Origin of the sequence: Streptomyces lichenis (genome assembly GCF_023218175.1) — a bacterium.
Classification (GTDB): domain Bacteria; phylum Actinomycetota; class Actinomycetes; order Streptomycetales; family Streptomycetaceae; genus Streptomyces; species Streptomyces lichenis.
This window is the reverse complement of sequence record NZ_JALPTH010000025.1, coordinates 37,619-62,745: the sequence shown is the minus strand read 5'-3', so window position 1 is coordinate 62,745 and position 25,127 is coordinate 37,619. Positions and strand designations below refer to the sequence as shown.

Genomic DNA, 25,127 nt, shown 5'->3' with positions numbered 1-25,127 from the left:
CTGATATCGATCACGGCACGGCTCACGATCCGGCGTTGACGTGGGCAAGGACGACGGCGGCGACCGCCAGGACCGTGGAGCCGGCCAGCAGCACGCTGAGGTACGTCTGCACATTGCCGGTCTGGGCGCGGCGGACGGTCCAGCCGAGCAGCCGTGAGCCGGCGCCCGCGCCGCGGACGTAGCTCTCCACCACCTCGCGGTCGAGGAAGGCGACCAGGGAGGCGGCGGCCCGGACGGGCCGGACGAAGAGGGCCGAGTAGACGGCGTCCAGATGGAAGCCGGCTGCGGCCGGGCGGTGCAGTGGGCCGAGGAGCAGGCGCCCGGGGTCGGCCGGGTCGGGGGCGGCGGCGATGTCCCCGTAGGCGGGGGTGTGGCTGGCGATGGCCTCCGCCTCGGAGACGGCGGGCTCGGCCTCCGGGTGGGCGGCGACCGCGCCGAGCGGGGTGCGGGCGGCCAGCGCGGTGGTGTGCCGCCAGGTGGCGTAGGTGACCAGCGCTCCGACGAGCGCGACGCCGGTGGAGAGTACGGCGGTGGTGAGCGTCGGGGTGAGGCGGTGGCCGTCGAACCAGTCGGGCAGGAAGGGGGCGGCCAGCCCGAAGGCGAGCGAGGGGACGGCGAGCACCCACAGCACGGCGGTCATGGCGAGCGGCTGGCGGGCCGGGGCCTCCTCCGCTCGGCCGGGACGGAGCGCCGGGTGGAGGTCCGCCGCCTCGGCGCCGTCGCCGCGGAAGGCGAGCAGCCAGAGCCGGGTCGCGTAGGCGGCGGTGAGCAGGGCGGTGAGCAGACCGGAGACCAGGACGATCCAGCCGGCGCCGACCGGGATCTGCCCACCCGCCGCGGAGGGTTCGCCCAGGGCGGTGTGCTCGGCGGCCACCAGGACGGCCTCCTTGGAGAAGAAGCCGGCGAAGGGAGGGAGGGCGGCGAGCGCCAGCAGGGCGATCGTCATCGTCCAGTAGGCGTCGGGGATACGGCGGTTCAGGCCGCGCATCCGGGACATGGCGGCCAGCGAGTTGGTGCCGGCGGCGTGGATCACCACACCGGCGCCGAGGAACAGCAGCGCCTTGAAGGCGCCGTGCGCGAGGAGGTGGAAGAGGGCGGCGCCGCGGTCCCCGACGGCCAGGGCGCCGGTCATGTAGCCGAGCTGGCCGATGGTCGAGTAGGCGAGCACCCGCTTGATGTCGTCCTGGGCGAGTGCCGCGATACCGGAGCCGACCATGGTGATCGCGGCGAGCACGGCCAGCACGGTGAGGGCGGCCGCGGAGGCGGCGAAGACGGGAAGGAGCCGGGCCACGACATAGACGCCGGCCGCGACCATGGTGGCGGCGTGGATCAGCGCGGACACCGGGGTGGGGCCGGCCATGGCGTCGGGCAGCCAGGTGTGCAGCGGGAACTGCGCCGACTTGCCCGCGACCCCGGCGAGCAGCAGCAGCGCCACCACGGTGGGGTGGTCGAGCCGGCCCTGGGCGACCGCGTCCAGCACCCCGGTGATCCGGAAGGTCCCGGCGTCGGCGGCCAGGGCGAAGAGCCCGATGAGGAAGGGGACGTCACCCAGCTTGGTGACCAGAAAGGCCTTGAGCGAGGCGGCCCGGGCCTCGGGGGTCTCCCAGTAGTGGCCGACCAGGAAGTACGAGCAGATGCCCATGACCTCCCAGCCGACCAGCAGCACCATCAGGTCGCCGGAGTAGACGACGAGCAGCATCGCGGAGGTGAACAGGGAGACCAGCGCGGCGTACGAGGGGTAGCGCGGGTCGTCGCGCAGATAGGCCGTCGAGTAGATCTGCACACAGCAGGCGACCAGGGCGACGAGCACGGCGGTGAGCACCGCGAAGCCGTCGAGGTGCAGGGCGAGGTCGATCGGTACGGAGCCGGTGGGCGTGAGCCGGGTGGCGGCGTCGATCGCCGCTCCCCCGCCCTGCCGGACGGCCACCAGCACGGTGAGGCCGAGCGTGGCGAGCGTCGGCACGACGGCCAGCGGGCGGACGAACCCGGGCGCGGTGCGGCCGAGCAGCAGTCCGCCGGCGGCGGCGAGGAACGGAAGGAGGGGGACGAGGACGGCGAGGGTCGTGGTGGTCACGCGGTGGCCTCGGCCTTCTCGCCGGCCGCCCGGCCGGGGTCGCTGCTGTCGGAGTCGGGGTCGTCGGCGTCGGAGTCGTCGGCCTCGGGGTCGTCGGCACCGGAGCCGCTCGCGTCGGCGCCCGGATCGGTGGGACCGAGGGCGGCGGACAGGCGGGGGCGCGGCTCGGCGGTGTCCCGGAGGCGGTCGACGTCGGAGGTGTCGCGGTTGCGGTGGACCATCAGCACGATGGCCAGGCCGATGCCGATCTCGGCCGCGGCGATGGCGATGGTGAAGAGGGTCAGCGCCTGTCCCGCGTGCAGGGTGTCGCGGAGCCAGACGTCGAAGGCGACCAGGTTGAGGTTGACCGCGTTGAGCATCAGCTCGACGGACATCAGGACCAGGATCGCGTTCCGGCGGGCGAGCACCCCGTAGAGCCCGGTGCAGAACAGCAGGACGGCGAGGACCGCCGGATAGGCGAGGTGCATCAGCGGTCCTTCCCGGGGGCGGTGCGGTGGGGGCCCTGCCTCTTGAGGTCCTTCGCGTCGTCGCCGTCGCCGTCCCCGTCGCCGTTTCGGCGGGAGAGCACGATGGCGCCGACCAGCGCGGCGAGGAGGAGGACCGACAGCGCCTCGAAGGGCAGCACCCAGTGCCGGAAGAGGATTTCGCCGGACACCCGGGTGGAGCCCTGGGCCGGGCCGCCCAGGTCGATCCAGGTGGTGCGGAAGGCGTCGACCACCACCCAGAGCAGGGCGGCGGCCGCGGCGGCGGCCACGGCGAGCGCGACCGGGCGGTTGCCCGAGTCGGCGTCCGGGGAGCGCCCGATCGGCGCCCTGGTGAGCATCAGCCCGAACAGCAGGAGGACGACCACGGAACCGACGTAGATCAGGACCTGCACCCAGGCGATGAACTCGGCCGTCAGCAGCAGGTACTCCACGGCGAGGCCGCCGAGCGCCACGACGAGCCAGAGCGCGGCGTGCACCAGTTGCCGGGTGGTCACCGTGATCACGGCCGCCCCGAGGGTGACGGCACCCACGAGGAGGAAGGCGATCTCCACACCGGTCGGCGACAGGAAGCCGGGGGCGGTGGCGGCCGGGGCGGTCGCGGCGGTGGCGGTGGCGAGCGGGGTCACTCGGTGCCTCCCTGGGCCCCGGGGCCCGGCTGACCGTCGGCGGCCTGAGTGGGCGCCCCTGCGGCCCCCGTGGTCTCGGCGGCCTGGGCGGCCTGGGCGGCTTCGGCGGCCTGGGCGGCGGCGAGCTTGTCGGCGGCCTTGCGGGCGGCGGCCAGCTCCTTGGGCTCCTCCGCGCCCGGGTCGAGGGCCGGCGGCTCGGGCACGGTCCACATCCACTCGCGCAGCTTGTCCCGCTCGTGGGTCAGCTCGTGGATGTCCGTCTCCGCGTACTCGAACTCCGGCGACCAGAACAGCGCGTCGAAAGGACAGACCTCGATGCAGATACCGCAGTACATGCACAGGGCGAAGTCGATCGCGAAGCGGTCGAGGACATTGCGGCTGCGCTCCCGGCCCCCCGGGGTGGCGGCCGGCACCGTCTCCTTGTGGGAGTCGATGTAGATGCACCAGTCCGGGCACTCGCGGGCGCAGAGCATGCAGACGGTGCAGTTCTCCTCGAACAGCCCGATCACCCCGCGGGTGCGGGGCGGCAGTTCGGGCTGGGCGTCCGGGTACTGCGCCGTGTGGCTCTTGCGCGTCATCGTCCGCAGCGTGACGGCCAGCCCCTTGGCCAGGCCGGAGCCGGGGATCGGAGGCATTACTGGATCACCACCTTGACGACGCCGGTGAGGGCGATCTGGGCGAGGGCGAGCGGGACGAGCGTGGTCCAGGCGAGCTTCTGGAGCTGGTCCTCGCGCAGCCGCGGGTAGCTGACGCGCAGCCAGATGACGACGAAGGCGAGGACGGCCGTCTTCAGCAGGGTCCACAGCCAGCCGAGTCCGTCGGCGCCGAACGGCCCGTGCCAGCCGCCGAGGAAGAGGACGGTGGTCAGACCGCAGAGCACGACGATGCCCGCGTACTCGGCGAGCAGGAACAGCGCGAACCGCAGACCGGTGTACTCGGTGTAGGCGCCGAAGATGATCTCCGAGTCGGCGACCGGCATGTCGAACGGCGGCCGCTGGAGCTCGGCGAGGCCCGCGACGAAGAAGACCAGGGCGCCGGTGATCTGCCAGGGCAGCCACCACCACTCGAAGGCGTCCAGGATGCCGGGCAGCGACACGGTGCCGGCGGCCATCGCCACGGAGGCGGCGGCGAGCAGCATCGGCAGCTCGTAGGCGAGCAGCTGCGCGGCCGTGCGCAGACCGCCGAGCAGGGAGAACTTGTTGGCGGACGCCCAGCCCGCCATCAGGGAGCCGAGGACACCGACGCCCATCACGGCGAGCACGAAGAAGATCCCGGCATCGACCACCTGGCCGACGGCTCCCTCGCCGGGACCGATCGGGATGGCCACGAGGACCAGGAGGTACGGGAGGAGGGCGACGGCGGGGGCGAGCTGGAAGACTCGGCGGTCGGCGTCGGCCGGGACCACGTCCTCCTTCTGCGCGAACTTCACCCCGTCCGCGACCAGCTGGGCCCAGCCGTGGAACCCGCCCGCGTACATCGGCCCCAGCCGCCCCTGCATATGCGCCATGACCTTGTGCTCCGTCTGGCCGACCACCAGCGGCAGCACCAGGAACACGGCGAAGACGACGAGCAGCCGCAGGGCGATGTCGAGTGCGTCGCTCACGCGTCTGTGTCTCCTTCGGTGGGTCGATCGTCGGCGGGGGTGGAGGGGGTGTCCGGGGTGTCTGGGGTGTCCGGGGTGAGCGGGGCATCCGGGGTGTCCGAGGTGCGAGGGGTGTCCGGGGTGCGCGGGGCATCCGGGGTGCGCGGCTCGTCCGGCGTGCGGTCCTTGGGCGTTTTCTTCGGCCCGGTGGCTCTCTCGGCCTCGGCGGCTGTTGTCGGCTCGGCCGCCGTGGTCGGCTCGTCCGGCGCGCGAGGCGCGCTCGACCGGTCCGGCGCACTCGGCGCGCCTGCGCTGCCTGGCGTGGCCGGTGCGTCCGGCGTGCTCGGCTCGTCGGGCGTGCTTCGCGTGTTCGGCCGGTGGGATGCGCTCGGCGTGTCAGGCCCATGAGGCTCGTTCGGCGCGCCCGCGTTGCCCGGCTTGGCCGGTGCATCCGCCGTATTCGGCTCGTCCGGCGTGCCTGGCTCGTCCGGCGTGTTCGGCATACCCGGCCCGTCCGCCGCCCGGTCTTCGGGCGCGTTCTTCGGCCCGGTGGCTCTCTCGGCCTCAGCGGCTGTTGTCGGCTCGGCCGGTGTGGTCGGCTCGGCCGACGTGCGAGGCGCGCTCGACCGGTCCGGCGCGCTCGGCGCGCCCGCGCTGCCCGGCTTGGCCGATGCGTCCGGCGTGCTTGGCTCGTCCGGGGTGTTCGGCGTACCCGGCCCGTCCGGCGCCCGGTCTTCGGGCGTGTTCTTCGGCTCGGCGGCCCTCTCCGCCTCGGCGGCCGTGGTCGGCTCGGCGGTCCTCTCCGCCTTGGCGGCGTCGCCGGTCTCGGCGGTTGCGTCGTCGGCACCGTCGCCTTGGTCGTCGGTCTTCGCGGCGGGCGCGGCGGGGCGGGGGTCCTGGCGGGGCTCGGGCTTGTTGTCGAAGGCGGGGCGGGGGTTGTTCCAGGGGGCGTCCGAGCTACGGGTGCGCGGCGGCCGCGATGCGCCCCTGGGCGTACCGCCGGAGGTGTCGTCGGTGGAGGGCGGGGGCTCCGGGGACTCCGGGGCGCGGGGGGACCGCGTCCGCTCCGAGGGTGCGGGGCCGGTGGCGCGCTGGCTGGCCGAGCCCGCGCTCGCGCTGCGGTTGCGGCGGGGTCCGGCCGGGGCCGGCGGCTGGGCGGAGGGTTCGTCCGCGGCGGCGCCCGAGTCCGTATCCGGGGAGGGGGCCGTGTCCGGGGTTTGGCCGACCGAGCCCTCGGAGGCTCGCCGGTTGCGGCGGGGCGGGCGGGCGGCGTCCGGCGCCGGGGCGGCCCCCTCGTCCGGACCGGCCGTGTCCGGACCGGTGGCCGGGGGTGTCTGGCTGGCCGAGCCGTCCGAGGCGCGCCGGGCGCGGCGGGGGCGGGGGGCCTCGGACGGTTCCGCAGCGGCGGGGGCGGGGGCGCCGGGCGCTGCCGCCGTCGGGGCGGTCGGGTCGGTGGGGGCGGGCTGGCCGGCCGAGCCCTCGCCGGCCGTGCGGGTACGCCGTACCGGCCGGTCGCCCGGGGCGCGGGCCGGGCGCTCGCGGGTCGGGCGGGCCGGGGCTGGCGGGAGCTGGCCCTTGAGCGGTCCCCACTCGTTGGGGTCGGGCACGCCGGGCGGGAGCATCTGGCGCCGCTTCGGGCCGCCGTGCTCCGACTCGCCCGGCTCCTTGGCCCCCGGCCAGGCCTTCGCCACCCGGGCGGCCAGCACGAAGTCCTTGCGCAGCGGGTGGCCCTCGAAGTTCTCCGGCAGCAGCAGCGGCACCAGGTGCGGATGGCCGGTGAAGACCACGCCGAACATCTCGTGCGTCTCCCGCTCGTGCCAGGCGGCGCCCGCGTAGACGCCGACGGCGCTCGGCAGTTCGGGGGCGGTGTGCGGCACGGTGGTGCGCAGCATCAGCCGCCGCACCCGGCCGCCGTCGAGGGCGACCAGGTGGGCGCAGACGCGGAAGCCCGTGGCGGGCTCGTCGACGGCGCTCAGCCAGTCGAAGTAGGTGCAGGCCAGTGCGGAGCGGGCGGTCTCCAGGGCGGCGATCCAGCCGGTGGCCGGGACGTCCACGGTGAGCAGGTCGTATGCCCGCTCGGCGGTGGCCTCCGGGCCGAAGACCTCGGTGACGGCGTCCGGCAGGGAGTCGTGGGCGGCGTTCACGAGGGGCCCCCCGCGGGCGGCGGGGTCAGGCCGCTGCGGAGCCGCTCGACCGGGGACGGCGGGCGGCCGCCGTGGCCGTAGCGCTCGCCGAGCGACTCGTGGGCGATCTTCTCCTGGAGTTTGAGGATGCCTTGGAGCAGCGCCTCGGGCCGGGGCGGGCAGCCCGGTACGTACACGTCGACCGGGATGATCTGGTCGACGCCCTTGGTGACGGAGTACGAGTCCCAGTACGGTCCGCCGCAGTTGGAGCAGGCGCCGAAGGAGATGACGTACTTCGGCTCCGGCATCTGCTCGTACAGCCGCTTGACCGCGGGCGCCATCTTGTCGGTGACCGTCCCGGACACCACCATCAGGTCGGCCTGGCGCGGTCCGGGCGCGAACGGGATCACCCCGAGCCGGATGAAGTCGTGGCGGGCCATGGAGGCGGCGATGAACTCGATCGCGCAGCAGGCCAGCCCGAAGTTGAACACCCACAGGCTGTAGCGGCGGCCCCAGTTGAGGACCACCTTCATCGGCTCGGGGGCGAGCCGGGCGAGGGCGCCGAGGCGCCCGCCGCCGGTGGCCGGGGTCGCGCCGGTTCCGGTCGCGGAGGGGAGCTGGGGATCGGGGAGGTCGACCGGGGCCCCGGAAGTGGGGGTCACGTCCATGTCAGGACGCCCTTCTTGTACGCGTAGAGCAGCCCCACGGCGAGGAAGCCGAGGAAGACGAACATCTCGACCAGCGTGGTGCCGCCGTAGCCGGGCGCGGCGAAGACGGTCGCCCAGGGGAAGAGGAAGATCGAGTCCACCGCGAAGATGACGTACAGAAAAGCGTAGACGTAGTAGCGGACCTGGGTGTGGGCCCAGCCCTCGCCGACCGGGTCGACACCGCACTCGTACGTCAGCAGCTTCTCGGGGGTGGGGACGACGGGCCGCAGCAGCCGTCCGGCCCCGAAGGCGGCGGCGACGAACAGGACGCCGAGGACGGCGAGCAGGCCGACGACCGAGTAGCTCTGGAAGTAGTCCGCCGCGAGAGGGCCGGCGGCGCCCGGCGCGGTCGCCGTGGTCGGTGCGCTCGCCGCGATCGGCACCGCCGCCGCGGTCGGTTCCGGCACGTCCGTCTCCCTCGTTCCCTGCCCGTGTGCTTCGGTGTACGCCGCCGCCTGCGAGGTGCGCGCGGTCACCGGCGGTCCTTGTGCGATCTGTACGCACGGGAGTCTAGGCCCTGGGCAGGCGCCGGCGGCCAGCCGTACCGCCCGCCGGGACGGCGGACGGTACGGGCGCGGGGGTGGGGTTAACCCCCGGATGAATCCACCGACACACCCCATGGCGGCGCCGGGTGCGGCACCGGCACGCTGTTCCCATGACCGCACGTACCGCACGCATCAGCTTCGACCGGCAGGTCTGGCTGGAGGTCGTGTACCTCCTGACCAGCTTCCCGGCCGCCGTGATCGGCTTTGTCTACGCGATCGCCATGGTGTCCGTCGGCGCCGGGATGCTGGTGACCGTCGTCGGTGCCCCGCTGCTCGCCCTCGGGCTGGCCGGGGCGCGGCTGCTGGGGCGCGCGGAGCGTGCGCGGGCCCGGGCGCTGCTCGGGATACGGATCGAGGAGCCGAGCGCGTTGCCGGGGCCGTCGCAGGGCGGTGTGCTGCCCTGGCTCTGGGAGCGGTTGAAGGACCCGGTGGCCTGGCGGGCGGTGCTGTACGAGGTGGTGCGCCTCCCGTGGGGGGTGCTGACGTTCAGCGTCACCCTGGTCGCGCTGCTCGTGCTGTGGCCGGTGCTGCCCCTGCTGGTCCGCGGGCTGAGCAATGTGGACCGGATCCTGGTGCGGGGGCTGCTCTCCCCCTCCGACGACCTGGAGCGGCGGATCGCCCAATTGGAGTCGGATCGGGGGTTGGTGGTGGACACCGCCGCCGCCGACCTGCGCCGCATCGAACGCGACCTCCACGACGGCGCCCAAGCCCGACTCGTCGCCCTCGCCATGGACCTCGGCCTCGCCAAGGAAAAACTCACCGAAGACCCCCAAGCAGCCGCCCGCATGGTCGACGAAGCACACGGCGAAGTGAAAATCGCCCTCCAAGAACTCCGCGACCTCGCCCGCGGTATCCACCCCGCCGTCCTCACCGACCGCGGACTCGACGCCGCCCTCTCCGCCATAGCCACCCGCTGCACCGTCCCCGTCACCGTCGACGTCGACCTCCCCCAACGCCCCGCACCCGCCATCGAAGGCATCGCCTACTTCACCGTCTCCGAACTCCTCCAGAACATCTCCAAACACGCCCACGCCCACACCGCCACCATCGACGTCTGGCAGGTCGAGAACCGGTTGATGCTCCAGGTGGCGGACGACGGGCGCGGCGGCGCCCGGCTCGACGGCGCGGGCGGTACCGGCCGCAGCGGCGGTGCCGGTACCGAGGGCACCGGCAGCGGCGGCGGAGGTACCGGGATGGCGGGCCTGGCCGAGCGGATCGGTGCCGTGGACGGGGTGCTCCTGGTGGACTCGCCGGTGGGCGGACCGACCGTCGTCACCGCGGAACTGCCCTGGCGACCGGCCACCGAGGGCGCCCACCCGGTCCGCTGACCGCGGCTCCACGAGTGACGTTCGCCGACCGCGTCTCTCTCCCCCCCGACGACGTCCGCCGACCACGACTTCCACCCACCACACAGACGAAACGGACGGAGCCCTGCGATGGCCCTGGCCTACGGACCGGATACCCGACGCCACCACCTTCCCGCGGTGCTGCGTGCCCCGTTCGAGGCGCGCACCTGGCGCGAGTTCGGCTACCTCCTGCTCGGCCTTCCGCTGAGCCTGGCCTACTTCACCTTGGCCATCACCGCTATGGCGGTGGGCGCCGGCCTGCTGGTCACCTTCATCGGGATACCGCTGCTCGCCGCCGGCCTGGCCATGTGCCGCGGCTTCGGGGTGGTGGAGCGGGCCCGGGCGCGGGCGCTGCTCGGGCTCAGGATCCCCTCGCCCACCCCGGTGCTCGCCGGGTCCGGCAAGGGGACGATGAAGCGGACGGCCGCGCTCTTCAAGAGCGGTGAGTCATGGCGGCACCTGCTGTACGCGTTGCTGCACATGCCATGGGCCGTCTTCGCCTTCAGTGTGGCGCTGAGCTTCTGGGCGTACGGCTGGTCCTTCGCGACCTACCCGCTCTGGCGCTGGGTCTTCCCGGTCTACGCGGGCACGGGCGGCCTCCAGCTCTACGGTGACCGGGACCACGCGATCTACCTGGACGCCCCGGGCGAGATCGCCGCCACCAGCCTGGTGGGGCTGGCCCTGGTCCTGATCACGCCCTGGGTGATCCGGGCGCTGGCGATGGTGGACCGGGGACTGGTCATCGGTCTGCTCAGCCCCTCCCGGCTGGCCAGCCGGGTGTCGGAGCTGGAGTCGGATCGGGGGTTGGTGGTGGACACCGCCGCCGCCGACCTGCGCCGCATCGAACGCGACCTCCACGACGGCGCCCAAGCCCGACTCGTCGCCCTCGCCATGGACCTCGGCCTCGCCAAGGAAAAACTCACCGAAGACCCCCAAGCAGCCGCCCGCATGGTCGACGAAGCACACGGCGAAGTGAAAATCGCCCTCCAAGAACTCCGCGACCTCGCCCGCGGTATCCACCCCGCCGTCCTCACCGACCGCGGACTCGACGCCGCCCTCTCCGCCATAGCCACCCGCTGCACCGTCCCCGTCACCGTCGACGTCGACCTCCCCCAACGCCCCGCACCCGCCATCGAAGGCATCGCCTACTTCACCGTCTCCGAACTCCTCCAGAACATCTCCAAACACGCCCACGCCCACACCGCCACCATCGACGTCTGGCAGGTCGAGAACCGGTTGATGCTCCAGGTGGCGGACGACGGGAGGGGAGGGGCGGCGATCACCGCCGGCGGCGGGCTCGCCGGGCTGGCCGAGCGGCTGGACGCGGTGGACGGGATCCTGGCCGTGCACTCACCCCTGGGCGAGGGAACCACCGTCACCGCGGAGCTGCCCTGGCGGGTACGGAACTGAAGCGCCACCACCCGGGCGGGCGCCCCGGCGGTCGGCCGGACCCCCGGGCGAGCCGCGACCCCGAGCCGGGCCCCCCAGCCGGGACCCCGGGCGGGCCGCACCACCCGGGCGGGCCGCCCCCCCCGGCGGCGGCCGGGACTCCGGGTGGGCCGGGACCCCGAGCCGGGTCCCCCGGACAGGCGGGACCCCTGCGGCCGGGACCTCCGGCGGCCGGCGGGGCCTATGCGGCCGAGACCCCCGGCGGGCGGGAGGCCTGCGGTCGGCATCCGGGCGGCCACTACCCGGGCCGCCACCCTCGGGCGGGCCGGGACCCGAGCTGGGGCCTCCGGTGGCCGAGGACTTCTGCGGCCGAGCACCCGGGTGCGGCCGGCATCGGGGCGGGCCGCGCTCCCCGGCGGCCGGGCCCCGGGCGGGCCGGGACCCGGGTGTCCGAGGCCCCTGGGCGGCCACCACCCAGACGGCTGGCACCCGGGCGCGGCCACCACCCGGGCGGGCCACACTCCCCGGCGGCCGCACTCCCGGGCAGGCCAGTACCCGGGTGTCCGGGCACCCGGGCGGCCACCACCCGGGCCGGCCGGCAGCCGGACCACACCACCCGGGCGCGCCCACCACCCGGGCGGGTCGCCGCACGGGCGTCCATCACCTGGACGGCCGGCATCCCTGAGCCGGCGCATTCACGCCACATCCCCGTTGTCCACAGGCTCGCACCCGGCGGTGGGAGGACTGGGATGCTGTACCGGACGCGCGGTGGACGCGTGTGCGGATCGACATCAGGGGGATGCACGTTCATGGCGGAGGACAGGGTGCGGGTGGTCATCGCGGAGGACTCGGTGCTGCTCCGGGAGGGGCTGACCCGGTTGCTGACCGATCGCGGGCACGAGGTGGTCGCTGGGGTGGGCGACGGTGAGGCGCTGATCAAGACGGTGGCGGAGCTGGCGGCCGAGGCGGCGCTCCCCGATGTGGTGGTGGCGGATGTGCGGATGCCGCCCAGCCACACGGACGAGGGCATCCGGGCGGCGGTGCGGTTGCGTCGCGATCACCCGGGGATCGGGGTGCTGGTGCTCTCGCAGTATGTGGAGGAGCGGTACGCCACCGAGCTGATGGCGGGCAGCGGCGGCGGGGTGGGCTATCTGCTGAAGGATCGGGTCGCGGAGGTGCGGGAGTTCGTCGACGCGGTGGTGCGGGTTGCCGGCGGGGGCACGGCCCTCGACCCCGAGGTGGTGGCGCAGCTGCTGGGCCGCAGCCGGAAGCAGGACGTGCTCGCCGCCCTGACCCCACGGGAGCGCGAGGTGCTGGCCCTGATGGCGGAGGGCCGGACGAACTCGGCGATCGCCAAGGCGCTGACGGTCAGCGAGGGCGCGGTGGAGAAGCACGTGAGCAACATCTTCCAGAAGCTGGGGCTCTCGCAGAGCGACGGCGACCACCGCCGGGTGCTGGCCGTGCTGACCTATCTCAACGGCTGACGGGGGGGCGACGGCCGAGCCAGGACATCGGGCGGCAGGGGAGGGCGGCCGGGGCCGCCGGGGACGGCGAGCAGGGTGCTCACCCGTACGGCGGAAAGGACGGTGCCGGGCCGAGGGGCGGTCCCGGGCGGCGCGGGCGGCGCAGGGCCGGGAGCGCCAGGGGTGGGGCGGCGCTTCGGGAACCGTCCGAAAGTGGTCCGACCTTTTCCACGCTCCAGGGAAGGCCGGGCCTGCCGACGTAGGGTTGATTGCGGGATGGCCGGTGGGCCGGTCATCCCCCGAACGCTCGCCCGCCGACGGCGGGGAGGCCCCTTGTCTCGAAGGAGGTCCAGTTCAGTGACCAGTCAGGTCAGTAGCCCGTCCGACCAAGCCGACGAGGCCGACGAGGCCGGGGACCGGCGCGGTATCCCGGGACAGCACGGTGTGGAGAAGGAAGTCCGCCGCCTGGATCGTGTGATCATCCGCTTCGCGGGTGACTCGGGTGATGGGATGCAGCTGACGGGTGACCGGTTCACCTCGGAGACGGCGTCGTTCGGGAACGATCTGTCCACGCTGCCGAACTTCCCCGCCGAGATCCGCGCCCCGGCCGGCACCCTGCCGGGTGTCTCCTCCTTCCAGCTGCACTTCGCCGACCACGACATCCTCACCCCGGGTGACGCGCCGAACGTGCTGGTCGCGATGAACCCGGCCGCCCTCAAGGCCAATATCGCCGATGTGCCGCTCGGCGGGGAGATCATCGTCAACACCGACGAGTTCGCCAAGCGCGCCATGGCCAAGGTCGGCTACGCCACCTCGCCGCTGGAGGACGGGTCCCTCGACGGCTACCGCCTCCACCCGGTGCCGCTGACCACCCTGACGATCGAGGCGCTGAAGGACTTCGGCCTGTCCCGCAAGGAGGCCGAGCGGTCGAAGAACATGTTCGCCCTGGGCCTGCTGAGCTGGATGTACCACCGCCCCACCGAGGGCACCGAGAACTTCCTGCGGACCAAGTTCGCCAAAAAGCCGCAGATCGCCGAGGCCAATGTGGCCGCCTTCCGGGCGGGGTGGAACTTCGGGGAGACCACGGAGGACTTCGCCGTCTCCTATGAGGTCTCGCCCGCGGTGACGGCGTTCCCGGCCGGCACCTACCGCAACATCTCGGGCAACCTGGCCCTCTCCTACGGGCTGGTCGCCGCCTCGCAGCAGGCCGGTCTGCCCCTCTATCTCGGTTCCTACCCGATCACCCCGGCCTCCGACATCCTGCACGAGCTGAGCAAGCACAAGAACTTCGGCGTGCGGACCTTCCAGGCCGAGGACGAGATCGCCGGCATCGGCGCCGCCCTAGGCGCGGCCTTCGGCGGTGCGCTGGCGGTGACCACCACCTCCGGGCCGGGGGTGGCGCTCAAGAGCGAGACCATCGGGCTGGCCGTCTCCCTGGAGCTGCCGCTGCTGGTGGTGGACATCCAGCGCGGCGGGCCCTCGACCGGGCTGCCGACCAAGACCGAGCAGGCCGATCTGCTGCAGGCGATGTACGGGCGCAACGGCGAGGCGCCGGTGCCGATCGTGGCTCCGCGCACCCCGGCGGACTGCTTCGACGCCGCGCTGGAGGCCGCCCGGATCGCACTGACCTACCGCACCCCGGTCTTCCTCCTCTCGGACGGCTATCTGGCGAACGGCTCGGAGCCATGGCGGATCCCGGACACCTCGGAACTGCCGGACCTCACGGTGGCCTTCGCGACCGGGCCGAACCACACCCTCGCCGACGGCACCGAGGTCTTCTGGCCCTACAAGCGCGATCCCCGCATCCTGGCCCGCCCCTGGGCGGTGCCCGGCACCCCCGGGCTTGAGCACCGGATCGGCGGCATCGAGAAGCAGGACGGCACCGGGAACATCTCCTACGACCCGGCCAACCACGAGCTCATGGTCCGCACCCGCCAGGCCAAGATCGACGGCATCGCGGTCCCCGAGCTGGAGGTGGACGACCCGGGCGCCACCGCCCGCACCCTGGTGCTGGGCTGGGGATCGACCTACGGGCCGATCACCGCCGCGGTCCGCCGGTTGCGGGCCGCCGGTGAGTCGATCGCCCAGGCCCACCTCCGCCATCTCAACCCGTTCCCGGGGAACCTGGGCGAGGTGCTCGGCCGCTATGACCGGGTCGTGGTGCCGGAGATGAACCTCGGCCAGCTCGCCACCCTGATCAGAGCCCGCTATCTCGTGGACGCCCGCAGCCACACCCAGGTGAACGGGATGCCGTTCAAGGCCGAACAGCTCGCCGCCGCGCTCAAGGAGTCCATCGATGACTGAGGTGTCCGAGATGACGGAGAGGGCGGCCGGGACGACCGGGCCGACGGAGGGCGCTGGGCCGGCCGAGGGCGCTGGGCCGACCGAGGCCACCGGACCGGCGGCCGAGGCAGCCGGGGCGGCGGAGAGAGCCGAAGGGGCCACGGCGGAAAGAGCCGAGGCGACGGCTGAGAAGGCCGAGGGGGCCAGGGCGGCCGGCGGGGCGGTGAAGGTGCGGGAGTCGCTGACGCTGGTTCCGAAGGCGCAGGGCGCGCAGTCCATGAAGGACTTCAAGTCCGACCAGGAGGTGCGCTGGTGCCCGGGCTGCGGGGACTACGCCATCCTCGCCGCCGTGCAGGGCTTCATGCCGGAGCTGGGCCTGGCCAAGGAGAACATCGTCTTCGTCTCCGGGATCGGCTGCTCCTCCCGCTTCCCGTACTACATGAACACCTACGGGATGCACTCCATCCACGGCCGGGCCCCGGCCATCGCCACCGGTCTCGCCTCCTCCCGGCCCGATCTGTCGGTCTGGGTGGTGACCGGCGACGGCGACGCGCTGTCCATCGGCGGCAACCACCTCATCCACGCCCTGCGCCGGAACGTCAATCTCAAGATCCTGCTGTTCAACAACCGCATCTACGGACTGACCAAGGGGCAGTACTCCCCCACCTCCGAGCTGGGCAAGGTCACCAAGTCGACGCCGATGGGTTCGCTGGACGCGCCCTTCAACCCGGTGTCGCTGGCGATCGGCGCGGAGGCCACCTTCGTCGCCCGGACCGTGGACTCGGACCGCAAGCACCTCACCGAGGTGCTGCGCGCGGCCGCCGACCACCCCGGCACCGCCCTGGTGGAGATCTACCAGAACTGCAACATCTTCAACGACGGCGCCTTCGAGGTCCTGAAGGACAAGCAGCAGGCTCAGGAGGCGGTGATCCGGCTGGAGCACGGCCGGCCGATCCGGTTCGGGGCCGACGGCGCCAAGGGCGTGGTGCGCGACCCGGCCACCGGTGATCTGCGGGTGGTCCAGGTCACCGCCGCCAACGAGGCGGACGTCCTGGTCCATGACGCGCGCGGCGAGAGCCCCACCACCGCCTTCGCGCTCTCCCGGCTCGCCGACCCCGACACCCTGCACCACACCCCCATCGGCGTCTTCCGCAGCGTCGACCGACCGGTCTACGACACCTTGATGGCCGACCAGCTCGACGCGGCCGTGGAGCGCGGCGGCAAGGGCGACCTGGCCGCGCTGCTCACCGGCGGCGACACCTGGACGGTCATCGGCTGACCAGCCGCCCCCGACGGCCGGTCCGCGCGCGGCCGATCGGCCCGCACGACCGAGCGCCAGCGGCCCGCACCTCTCAGGTGCGGGCCCTGTCGTCGTAGGCGGCGCGGGCCGCGCGGACGGTGTCGACCTGGTGCTCGGTCCACCGGGCGAGCGCCCACACCTGCTCGGCGGCCTCCCGGCCCAGCGGGGTGAGCGAGTAGTCGACCCTCGGCGGGATCACCGGCTTGGCGTCCCGGTGGACGAAGCCGTCGCGCTCCAGGGTCTGCAGGGTCTGGGCGAGCATCTTCTCGCTGACCCCGCCCACATGGCGCCGCAGCTCGCTGAACCGGTAGGAGCGGTCCAGCAGCGCGGCCAGCACCAGCACACCCCAGCGGCTGGTGACGTGCTCCAGGATCGCCCGCGAGGGGCACATGGCGTCGTTGACGTCCGGCACGAGGGCCGCGGGGGCGACGGGGGCCGCCGGACCATCGGCGGGCATTGCACTTACCTGCATGCCAGTACCTTACTTCAAAGTGGGTACTTTCCAGAAGTTAGTGAGCGTCCTACGTTGGATGGAGTCCCCCTCCCACGAAAACGGAACGGAAGTACGCGTACCCATGAGCATCGTCGTCACCGGAGCCACCGGACACCTCGGCCGACTGATCATCGACGCCCTGTTGGCCGGCGGCACCCCCGCCTCCGGCATCGCGGCCGTCGTCCGCAACAAGGAGAAGGCCGCCGGTCTGGCGGAGCTCGGCGTGGAGCTGCGCACCGCCGACTACGACCAGCCGGAGACCCTGGACGGGGCCTTCGCGGCCGGCGACCGGGTGGTGCTGGTCTCCGGCAGCGAGGTCGGCAAGCGGGTGCCGCAGCACACCGCCGTCATCGAGGCGGCGAAGGCCGCGGGCGTGGCCCAGCTCGCGTACACCTCCATCCTCGGCGGCCCGGAGGCCGACTTCGACCTGGCCGCCGAGCACCAGGCCACCGAGCGGCTGATCCTCGACTCCGGACTGCCGTACACGCTGCTGCGCAACGGCTGGTACACCGAGAACTACACGGCCAACCTCGGCCCGGTGCTGGAGCACGGAGCGGTCGTGGCCAACGCGGGCGAGGGCCGGGTGGCCTCCGCGGCCCGTGCCGACTACGCGGCCGCGGCCGCCGCGGTGGTGACCGGCGAGGGCCACCTCGGCCAGGTCTACGAGCTGAGCGGCGACACCGCCTGGTCGCTCGCCGAGTACGCGGCCGAGGTCGCCCGGCAGTCCGGCCGGGAGGTGGCGTACCGGAACGTCTCGCCCGAGGAGCACCTGGCGGTGCTGACCGGCGCCGGGGTGCCCGAGCCGTTCGCCGCGATCCTGGTCGACGTGGACCAGGCGATCGGGCGCGGCCGGCTGGCCGGCACCAGCGGCGACCTGGCCCGGCTGATCAGCCGGCCCACCACCCCGCTCACCGACACCGTCGCCGACGCCCTGCGGCAGCGCTGACCCACCGGGCGGACCCGACCGTCTCGGCGCACTGTCATGACCGTATGCCGATACGGCCATGACAGTGCGCCGTTCGCGGCGCTACCGTCGTCCCCGACGGACACCCGGGCGGACAGGCAACCGGGCGGACGGGCACGGAAAGGGGATGCCCAGTGGCGGCGAACGGCGGCGGAGACCGGCCGGGCCTTCAGACAACGCTCGGAACCGGCGGCCAGGACAGCACCGGCACCGGTGACGGTGACGGTCAGGGCGACGGCGGTCGGGACCAGCGGGCCGGACTGCTGTACGGGCTGGGCGCCTACGGGATGTGGGGCCTGGTCCCGCTCTTCTGGCCGCTGCTCAAACCGGCCGGCGCCGTGGAGATCCTCGCCCACCGCATGGTCTGGTCGCTGGTCGTGGTGGGCCTCGCTCTCCTCGCCGTACGCCGCTGGGGCTGGATACCCGAGCTGCTGCGGCAGCCGCGCAAGCTCGGCCTGATCACCGTCGCCGCGACGGTGATCACGATCAACTGGGGCATCTACATCTGGTCGGTGAACTCCGGCCATGTGGTGGAGGCCTCGCTCGGCTACTTCATCAACCCGCTGGTCACCATCGCGCTCGGGGTGCTGCTGCTCAAGGAGCGGCTGCGCCGCGCCCAGTGGGTCGCGGTCGGCACCGGCTTCGCCGCCGTGGTGGTGCTGGCGATCGGCTACGGGCGCCCGCCGTGGATCTCGCTCTGCCTCGCCGTCTCCTTCGCGGTGTACGGCCTGGTGAAGAAGAAGGTGAACCTCGGCGGCCTGGAGTCGCTGGCCGCCGAGACCACGGTGCAGTTCCTCCCGGCGCTGGGCTATCTGCTCTGGCTGGGCGCCCAGGGCTCGTCCACGTTCGGGACCTCGGGCGCCGGCCACGCGGCTCTGCTGGCCGCGACGGGCGTGGTCACCGCCATCCCGCTGGTCTTCTTCGGCGCGGCCGCGATCCGGGTGCCGCTGTCCACGCTCGGACTGCTCCAGTACCTGGCCCCGGTCTTCCAGTTCCTGCTCGGGGTGGCCTACTTCCATGAGGCGATGCCGCCGGAGCGCTGGGCCGGGTTCGCCCTGGTGTGGCTGGCCCTGTCCATCCTGACCTGGGACGCCCTGCGCACCGCGCGGCGCACCCGGGCCGAGATGGCGGCGCTGCGGGCCCAGGCGGCGAAGGGGACCGACGGCACGGCGGCCCCCGGCGGAGCCGGAGCGGCGGGGGCGAGCGGGTTCCTTGCGGCGGGCACCCGCGGCCCCTAGTAATGGTCCATGACCGCACTGCACTGGAAACTCGTCATCGACGCCGCCGACCCACACGCCCAGGCCGCCTTCTGGGCCGAGGCCCTGGGCTACCGGGTGGAGGACAACAGCGCCCTGGTGGAACGGGTGCTGAGCGCCGGGCAGGCCCCGGAGGCGGCGACCGTCGTGGTGGACGGCCGCCGTGCGTGGCGTGATCTGATCGCCGTCCGGCATCCGGACGACCCGGTGGACGAGCCGACCGGGATGGGGATGGGCCGGCGGCTGCTGTTCCAGCGGGTGCCCGAGCCGAAGACGGTGAAGAACCGTCTGCACATCGACGTCCATGCCGCACCCGGTGAGCGCGCGGTCGAGACGGCCCGGCTGGAGAGGCTGGGCGCCCGAGTGATTCGCCAGGTCAGCGGCGCGGGAGGGGAGTGGACGGTGATGTCCGACCCGGAGGGCAACGAGTTCTGCGTGCAGTGAGCGCCGCCGGGGGACGGTGAGCCGGAAGTGGCCCGGCGGTGAACGGGGGGCGGCCGGGGCCCGAGCGGTGGGAGACACCGGCTCCGGGCCCCCGTACCCGTAGCCAGGCGTTCGATCCTCGAACACCCGTGTCCGGAACCCGCCCTTGACGCTCGTTCACGCTCTCGCTCACCATTCAGCACGCACACCGCACCAGCCGCTCCAACGCCCCGTGTCGACGAGACGCGGGGCGCTCGCACGTTCCGTTCCCCATCCCCATACGGAATCCCGGAGCCCCCACATGAACCTCTCCGACCGTTCCTCCATATCCGCGATATCCGCCGGCCGCAGACGCGGGACCACCGCCGCCGCGGTCGCCGCTCTCGCCGCCGCCGGCCTGCTGGCCACCGCGGTCGCCCCCGCCGCCGAAGCGGCACCGGCCCTCCCGAGCACCGCCACCACCGCCGCGGTCGCCGCGCCGGACATCCCGCTGGCCAACGTCAAGGCGCACCTCAACCAGCTCTCCAGCATCGCCGCGAACAACGGCGGCAACCGCGCCCACGGCCGCCCCGGCTACAAGGCGTCCATCGACTACGTCAAGGGCAAGCTGGACGCGGCCGGGTTCACCACCAGCATCCAGCAGTTCACCAGCAGCGGCGCCACCGGCTACAACCTGATCGCCGACTGGCCCGGCGGCGACCCGAACCAGATCGTGTTCGCCGGGGCCCATCTGGACTCGGTGACCTCGGGCGCCGGGATCAACGACAACGGCTCCGGCTCGGCCGGCATCCTGGAGACCGCGCTCGCCGTCTCCCGCGCCCAGTACAAGCCGGCCAAGCACCTGCGGTTCGCCTGGTGGGGCGCCGAGGAGCTGGGCCTCATCGGCTCCAAGTACTACGTCAGCAACCTGCCGACGGCCGAGCGGTCCAAGATCTCCGGCTATCTGAACTTCGACATGATCGGCTCGCCCAACCCCGGCTACTTCGTCTACGACGACGACCCGACCATCGAGAAGACCTTCAAGGACTACTTCGCCGGCCTCGGGGTGGCCACCGAGATCGAGACGGAGGGCGACGGGCGCTCCGACCACGCCGCGTTCAAGAACGTGGGCATCCCGGTCGGCGGTCTGTTCACCGGCGCCAGCCGCACGAAGACGGCGGCCCAGGCGCAGAAGTGGGGCGGCACCTCCGGGCAGGCCTTCGACCGCTGCTACCACTCGTCCTGCGACTCCACGGCGAACATCAACGACACCGCGCTGGACCGCAACAGCGACGCCGCCGCCCACGCGATCTGGACCCTGTCGGCGGGCTCGACCCAGCCTCCCGGCGGTGACACCTACGAGAACACCGCCGATGTGTCCATCCCGGACAACGGCACGGCCGTCACCTCGACGGTCAACGTCTCCGGCCGCACCGGCAATGCCCCGGCCGCCCTCCAGGTCGGCGTGGACATCGTGCACACCTACCGCGGTGACCTGGTGATCGACCTGGTCGCGCCGGACGGCACGGCGTACCGGCTGAAGAACTCCAGCAGCTCGGACTCGGCCGACAACGTCCAGACCACCTACACCGTCAATGCCTCCAGCGAGGCGGCCAACGGGGCCTGGAAGCTGAAGGTGCAGGACATCGCCGCGCAGGACACCGGATACATCAACGCCTTCCGGCTGACCTTCTGACCCACCCGGGCCGGCCGCAGGCGGCAGACCACTGCCGGGGGCGCGTGACCACTCACACCGCGCCCCCGGCAGGCGTATGTCTCCCAGGCCCCGCCGGAGTCGTTACTTCCGGCCGTCGGCGGCGGCGACCAGGGCATCCTTGGTGACGGCCCCGACGTAGACCTTGCCGTCGTCCGTCATCAGGGCGTTGACCAGCCGGGTCTCGAAGACCGTGCCCGAGCCGAACTTCCCGGTCACCTTGTCCCCGAGCGAGTCCAGGAACTGCCCGACCTCGGCCGGGACCTCGTCCTCGGCGCCCGGGCGGCCGCCCTTCTCGGCCCCCTGGGGCGCCGCGGCGGCGGACGGGCCACCGGACAGCTCGGCGATCGCGGTCCAGCCCTCGCCGATCACGTTCACGCCCTCGCCGAACGCCTCGCCGCCGGCCAGCCCCGGCAGCCCCTCCGGGCCCTTGAAGTCCTTCTCACCCTTCGGGCCCTTGAAGTCCTTCGAGGCCTCCTTCGGCGCCTCGGTCACCTTGGCGCCCTGGGGCACGGCGAACTCCGAGGCGGCCGGCCGGTCGAAGCCGACCTTGGTGAAGCCCGCGTCCACCACCGGCTTGCCGCCGGACTTCGCGGTGAGCGTGAACTTGAGCGGAACGCCCTTCTCGGCGTCCACCGCGATCTTGATGGAGCCGATCGTGGAACCGCTCTGCTTCGGCTGGATGACGAGCTGGTAGGCGTCCCGGCCGGCGATCTTGGCCGTGCCGTCCACCGACACCCGGGTGGTGGGGCCCACCGCCTTGAGCGCCTGCTCGGCCAGCTGCTTGGGGCTGAGGTCGGGGGCCGCGCCGCGCTCGGCGTCCTTCTCGGCCTTCTCGCCCTTCGCCCCGGCCGGGTGCGCCTCCTGGGAGTGCAGGGCCTCCTTGGTGGAGCCGTCGTACGCCCAGACGTCGTCGCCGTTGCGGATCAGGCTGTACTCCGCGCCGTCCACGAAGGTCAGCCGCTGGCGGTCGGGCCCGTCGGCCGCGACCCGCAGGGTGTGGGTGCCGGAGGTGAGCTCCATCAGCTTGGCGGAGGCCGCGTCACCGGCCTCCTTGCCCTCCGCGCCGCCGCCGGCCAGGGAGCCCAGGTCCCCGAGCCCGCCCAGCGAGGGCAGCCCGAGGTCGGTCGTCACCTTCACGGTGCCGGAGACGGTGTCGGCGTCCGCCGAGGCGATCCGCTCCACCAGCTGCTGGGCGGTGATGTCGGGGAGGTCCGAGTCTCCGGAGGCCGCGAGCGCCGGGACCAGCCCGATCGTCGCCGCCGCCACCCCCGCCACCGCGACCGGGACCGCGTAACGGGTCGCCTTACGGGGACCGCCGCTGTCGTTCGGTGCCATCTGTGCCTACCTCCGTGGGTCAGCGAGCCTTCTGCTCTCCATATGACCGCACCGGAAGGCGCCAGTCGTCAGCCCCCGGACCCAACCCGTCTACCCCTGGAGGATGACGGACCCTGAGACGCCCCAGGGTCGGCCCTCGCACGACCGGGGAGAAGCGATCACCCGGCCCGGTGCACCACCAGGTCGCACAGCTCCTCCAGCGCCGTCCGGGCGATGCACTCCGGCAGCGGGGCCAGGATGGCGCGGGCCTCCTGGGCGTAGCGCACGGTGTCCCGGCGGGCCTGCTCCAGCGCGGGGTCCTCGCGCAGCCGGCGCAGCACCTCGGCGAGGCGCTCGTCGTCCGAGAGGTCCCCGTCGAGGAGGGCGACCAGCTCGGCGTCGTCCGGGCGGCCCTCGGCGGCGGCGCGGGCCCGCAGCCGCAGGACGGGCAGGGTGGGGATGCCCTCGCGCAGATCGGTGCCCGGGGTCTTGCCGGACTCGTGCGAGTCGGAGGCGATGTCCAGTACGTCGTCGGCGAGCTGGAAGGCGACACCGAGCCGCTCTCCGTACTGGGTGAGGATGTCCATCACCCGCTCGTCCGCCCCTGCGGTCAGCGCGCCGAAGCGGCAGGAGACGGCGACCAGCGAGCCGGTCTTGCCGCCCAGGACGTCGAGGTAGTGCTCGACCGGGTCGCGGCCGTCGCGCGGGCCGACGGTCTCCAGGATCTGCCCGGTGACCAGCCGCTCGAACGCCTCGGCCTGGATCCGGACGGCCTCCGGGCCCAGGTCGGCCAGGACGTGCGAGGCGCGGGCGAAGAGGAAGTCGCCGGTCAGGACGGCCAGCGAGTTGCCGTAGCGCTGGTTGGCGGACTCCACCCCGCGGCGCACCTCGGCCTCGTCCATGACGTCGTCGTGGTACAGCGTCGCCAGATGGGTGAGCTCGACCACGACCGCCGAGGGCACCACACCCGGGGCGTGCGGGTCGCCGAACTGCGCGGCGAGCATCACCAGCAGCGGGCGGAACCGCTTGCCCCCGGCGCGCACCAGGTGCTGGGCCGCTTCGGTGATGAACGGCACGTCGCTCTTGGTGGCGTCGAGGAGCCCGGCCTCGACGGCTGCCAATCCGGTCTGGACATCGGCCTCAAGAGCCTGGTCCCGCACGCTCAGCCCGAACGGCCCGACTGCGGTCACGAGGAGATCTCCTGTCTGCTGACGATCACACGGATTGTCGATGTGTCGCTGGATTCACTCCCGTCAGCGTATCCGGTCGCGTTTGGATCACCGTGGGCGCCTTCCCCACATCGGAGCACCGCCGGAGTGCCAGCGGAGCCACTGCCGAAGCACGCTCTACCGACGAGTACAGGCTCGGCACGTGTACGCCCCCGGGGTACCGCCCCCGCGCCTCCCGCCCCCGGTACGGTCGGCGGCCGCACCCGTACGGCCGGTCCGGTCCGCTATCACGCTATACGGTCTGTATTCAGGGCATACGATCGCCCCGCACCCATACAACCGGGAGTAAGGCCTTTGTCCGGCACCGAAACGGAACCCGACGCGACCGGCGACGACGACGGCCACGGGCCGCCTCCGGGGGACGACCACGCCTTCCTCGGCCAGCCGCGCGGACTGCTCACCCTCTCCGGGTTGGAGGTCTGGGAGCGGTTCTCCTTCCTCGGTATGCAGGCGATCCTCGTCCTGTACTTCGCCGACAGCGTCGCGAACGACGGCCTCGGCATGGCCCCGGCCACCGCCGCCTCGGTCTCGGCCGCCTACGGCACCCTGGTCTACCTGGTCAGCGTGGCCGGCGGCTGGCTGGCCGACCGGATCCTCGGCTCGTACCGGGCGGTGCTCTGGGGCGGGATCCTGATCGCCTGCGGGCACTACGCCATGGCGGTGCCGACCGCCGGGATGACCTGGACCGGGCTCGGGCTGATCAGCGCCGGCACCGGGCTGCTCAAGCCGAACGTCGCCACCATGGTCGGCAAGCTCTACCGCACCGACGACGACCGCCGGGACGCCGGCTTCGCCCTCTACTACATGGGCATCAACATCGGCGCGTTCCTCGGCCCGCTGATCACCGGCTGGCTCGGCGAGAACGAGGGCTGGCACCGGGGCTTCTCGGCCGCCGCCTTCGGAATGACGCTGGGGCTGATCCAGTACGTGGCGGGCCGCCGCCATCTGGCCGGAAGCAGGCACTCCGCCGAGTACGCCCTGGCCCCCGACGCCATGCGCCGCGCGGTGCTGCTGATCATCGCCGGGCTCCTCGCCCTGGCCGCGCTCGCCGGGCTGCTGGCCGGGACCGGCCGGCTGACCATGGACCGCTTCGTGGACGCCCTCACCCTGATCTCGGTGATCGCCCCGGTCGTCTACTTCGCGGTGATGTTCAAGAGCCCCCGGGTCAGCGCGGCCGAACGCGGCCGGCTGCGCCCGTATGTCGTCCTCTTCCTGGCCTCGGTGGTCTTCAACTTCATCCTGTTCCAGGCGTACTCCACGATGATCTTGCTGGCCTCCACCAACGCCGAGACCACCATCCTCGGCTTCGACTTCCCGGCCGGCTGGTACGCCTCCGCGCTCGGCGCCTTCGAGGTGGCGCTGGCGCCCGTGGTCGCCGCAGTCTGGGCCCGGATGGGCCACCGCCAGCCGCACGCCTCCGACAAGATCGCCCTGGGGGTGGTCCTCGGCGGGCTCTCCTTCCTGCTGATGGTCCTGCCGACCTCCGGGCACGCCGACGACACCTACCGGATGGCCGCCTGGTGGATCGTCGGCTCGTATCTGCTGCTCGGCCTCGGCGACATCCTGGTGAAGACCTCCGGGATGTCCGCCACCACCAAGCTCGCCCCGGCCGCGTTCTCCAGCCAGACCATGGCGCTGTGGTTCCTCTCCCTCGCCCTCGCCAACGGCATCCAGGCGCAGATCGTGAAGCTCTACGGGGTGCTCTCCCAGCCCGTCTACTTCGGCGTCAACGGGGCGGTCGCGGTCGCCGCCGGCCTCGCCGTGATGGCCGCCGCGCCCTGGCTCCGCCGCACCATGCACCCCGTCCACTGAAGCCCGCACCCGCCTCC

21 protein-coding genes are annotated in these 25,127 nt (G+C 73.0%); 10 read left to right on the top strand and 11 right to left on the bottom strand.

Going from position 1 to position 25,127, the window contains the following annotated elements; all coding sequences use genetic code 11:
- Positions 1–22: 22 nt before the first annotated feature.
- From M1O15_RS23350 to M1O15_RS23315, 8 genes are read right to left on the bottom strand one after another with little or no spacing between them, the layout of a single operon-like run.
- Entirely contained in the window at positions 23–2,074 is a 2,052-nt protein-coding gene (locus M1O15_RS23350; RefSeq protein WP_248636092.1) for an NADH-quinone oxidoreductase subunit 5 family protein, read from the bottom strand.
- Positions 2,071–2,541 (bottom strand): NADH-quinone oxidoreductase subunit NuoK, encoded by a 471-nt coding sequence (gene nuoK, locus M1O15_RS23345; RefSeq protein ID WP_248636091.1) that lies wholly within the window; start codon positions 2,539–2,541, stop codon positions 2,071–2,073. The genes M1O15_RS23350 and nuoK overlap by 4 nt, the downstream gene beginning before the upstream one ends.
- Entirely contained in the window at positions 2,541–3,185 is a 645-nt protein-coding gene (locus M1O15_RS23340) for an NADH-quinone oxidoreductase subunit J family protein (RefSeq protein WP_248636090.1), read from the bottom strand. The genes nuoK and M1O15_RS23340 overlap by 1 nt, the downstream gene beginning before the upstream one ends.
- The gene (locus M1O15_RS23335; protein WP_248636089.1) at positions 3,182–3,820 is read right to left on the bottom strand and encodes a NuoI/complex I 23 kDa subunit family protein; all 639 of its coding nucleotides are present in this window, start codon (positions 3,818–3,820) and stop codon (positions 3,182–3,184) included. Before M1O15_RS23335 ends, M1O15_RS23340 begins: the two co-directional genes overlap by 4 nt.
- Positions 3,820–4,788 carry a complex I subunit 1/NuoH family protein gene (locus M1O15_RS23330; RefSeq protein WP_248636088.1) on the bottom strand — a complete coding sequence of 323 codons (969 nt, stop codon included), beginning with the start codon at positions 4,786–4,788 and terminating at the stop codon, positions 3,820–3,822. Before M1O15_RS23330 ends, M1O15_RS23335 begins: the two co-directional genes overlap by 1 nt.
- Positions 4,785–6,911, bottom strand: coding sequence for an NADH-quinone oxidoreductase subunit C (locus tag M1O15_RS23325; protein ID WP_248636087.1), 2,127 nt, complete (start codon positions 6,909–6,911; stop codon positions 4,785–4,787). Before M1O15_RS23325 ends, M1O15_RS23330 begins: the two co-directional genes overlap by 4 nt.
- Positions 6,908–7,558, bottom strand: coding sequence for an NADH-quinone oxidoreductase subunit B (locus tag M1O15_RS23320; RefSeq protein WP_248636086.1), 651 nt, complete (start codon positions 7,556–7,558; stop codon positions 6,908–6,910). Before M1O15_RS23320 ends, M1O15_RS23325 begins: the two co-directional genes overlap by 4 nt.
- Positions 7,549–8,004, bottom strand: a complete 456-nt coding sequence (locus tag M1O15_RS23315; RefSeq protein WP_372499563.1) for an NADH-quinone oxidoreductase subunit A — start codon at positions 8,002–8,004, stop codon at positions 7,549–7,551. The genes M1O15_RS23320 and M1O15_RS23315 overlap by 10 nt, the downstream gene beginning before the upstream one ends.
- A 248-nt stretch (positions 8,005–8,252) precedes the next feature.
- Between M1O15_RS23315 and M1O15_RS23310 the strand changes: the two genes are divergently transcribed.
- The 5 genes from M1O15_RS23310 to M1O15_RS23290 all read left to right on the top strand — a co-directional run bounded on the left by M1O15_RS23310 (position 8,253) and on the right by M1O15_RS23290 (position 15,902).
- On the top strand, positions 8,253–9,470 hold the full coding sequence (locus M1O15_RS23310; protein WP_248636085.1) for a sensor histidine kinase: 1,218 nt from the start codon (positions 8,253–8,255) through the stop codon (positions 9,468–9,470).
- A 108-nt stretch (positions 9,471–9,578) separates the two neighbouring features.
- Positions 9,579–10,898: a sensor histidine kinase gene (locus M1O15_RS23305; RefSeq protein ID WP_248636084.1), complete on the top strand. Its 1,320-nt coding sequence runs from the start codon at positions 9,579–9,581 to the stop codon at positions 10,896–10,898.
- A gap of 788 nt (positions 10,899–11,686) precedes the next feature.
- The gene (locus tag M1O15_RS23300) at positions 11,687–12,361 is read left to right on the top strand and encodes a response regulator transcription factor (protein ID WP_248636083.1); all 675 of its coding nucleotides are present in this window, start codon (positions 11,687–11,689) and stop codon (positions 12,359–12,361) included.
- Positions 12,362–12,697: 336 nt separating this feature from the next.
- The gene (locus M1O15_RS23295; protein WP_248636082.1) at positions 12,698–14,644 is read left to right on the top strand and encodes a 2-oxoacid:acceptor oxidoreductase subunit alpha; all 1,947 of its coding nucleotides are present in this window, start codon (positions 12,698–12,700) and stop codon (positions 14,642–14,644) included.
- 256 nt (positions 14,645–14,900) lie between these two features.
- The gene (locus tag M1O15_RS23290) at positions 14,901–15,902 is read left to right on the top strand and encodes a 2-oxoacid:ferredoxin oxidoreductase subunit beta (protein WP_248636148.1); all 1,002 of its coding nucleotides are present in this window, start codon (positions 14,901–14,903) and stop codon (positions 15,900–15,902) included.
- Positions 15,903–15,975: 73 nt separating this feature from the next.
- Here M1O15_RS23290 and M1O15_RS23285 read toward each other — a convergent pair whose 3' ends face one another.
- The gene (locus M1O15_RS23285; protein ID WP_248636147.1) at positions 15,976–16,380 is read right to left on the bottom strand and encodes a winged helix-turn-helix transcriptional regulator; all 405 of its coding nucleotides are present in this window, start codon (positions 16,378–16,380) and stop codon (positions 15,976–15,978) included.
- Between the two features lie 118 nt (positions 16,381–16,498).
- On the opposite strand from M1O15_RS23285, the gene M1O15_RS23280 reads away from it, so the two are divergent.
- From M1O15_RS23280 to M1O15_RS23265, 4 genes are all read left to right on the top strand, one after another.
- Positions 16,499–17,362, top strand: coding sequence for an SDR family oxidoreductase (locus M1O15_RS23280; RefSeq protein ID WP_248636081.1), 864 nt, complete (start codon positions 16,499–16,501; stop codon positions 17,360–17,362).
- A gap of 305 nt (positions 17,363–17,667) precedes the next feature.
- Positions 17,668–18,618: an EamA family transporter RarD gene (gene rarD, locus M1O15_RS23275; RefSeq protein ID WP_248636146.1), complete on the top strand. Its 951-nt coding sequence runs from the start codon at positions 17,668–17,670 to the stop codon at positions 18,616–18,618.
- Positions 18,619–18,627: 9 nt separating this feature from the next.
- Complete coding sequence (locus M1O15_RS23270; protein ID WP_248636080.1) at positions 18,628–19,080, top strand: VOC family protein; 453 nt, start codon at positions 18,628–18,630, stop codon at positions 19,078–19,080.
- 280 nt (positions 19,081–19,360) lie between these two features.
- On the top strand, positions 19,361–20,734 hold the full coding sequence (locus M1O15_RS23265; protein ID WP_248636079.1) for a M28 family metallopeptidase: 1,374 nt from the start codon (positions 19,361–19,363) through the stop codon (positions 20,732–20,734).
- A gap of 102 nt (positions 20,735–20,836) precedes the next feature.
- Here M1O15_RS23265 and M1O15_RS23260 read toward each other — a convergent pair whose 3' ends face one another.
- Together M1O15_RS23260 and M1O15_RS23255 are read right to left on the bottom strand one after the other, a co-directional pair.
- Positions 20,837–22,090 (bottom strand): LolA family protein, encoded by a 1,254-nt coding sequence (locus M1O15_RS23260; RefSeq protein WP_248636078.1) that lies wholly within the window; start codon positions 22,088–22,090, stop codon positions 20,837–20,839.
- A 158-nt stretch (positions 22,091–22,248) separates the two neighbouring features.
- Positions 22,249–23,259, bottom strand: a complete 1,011-nt coding sequence (locus M1O15_RS23255) for a polyprenyl synthetase family protein (protein WP_248636077.1) — start codon at positions 23,257–23,259, stop codon at positions 22,249–22,251.
- A gap of 333 nt (positions 23,260–23,592) precedes the next feature.
- Here M1O15_RS23255 and M1O15_RS23250 point away from each other — a divergent pair, with 333 nt between their 5' ends.
- A complete protein-coding gene (locus tag M1O15_RS23250) occupies positions 23,593–25,110 on the top strand; it encodes a peptide MFS transporter (protein ID WP_248636076.1) in 1,518 nt (505 codons plus the stop codon).
- Positions 25,111–25,127 lie beyond the last annotated feature (17 nt).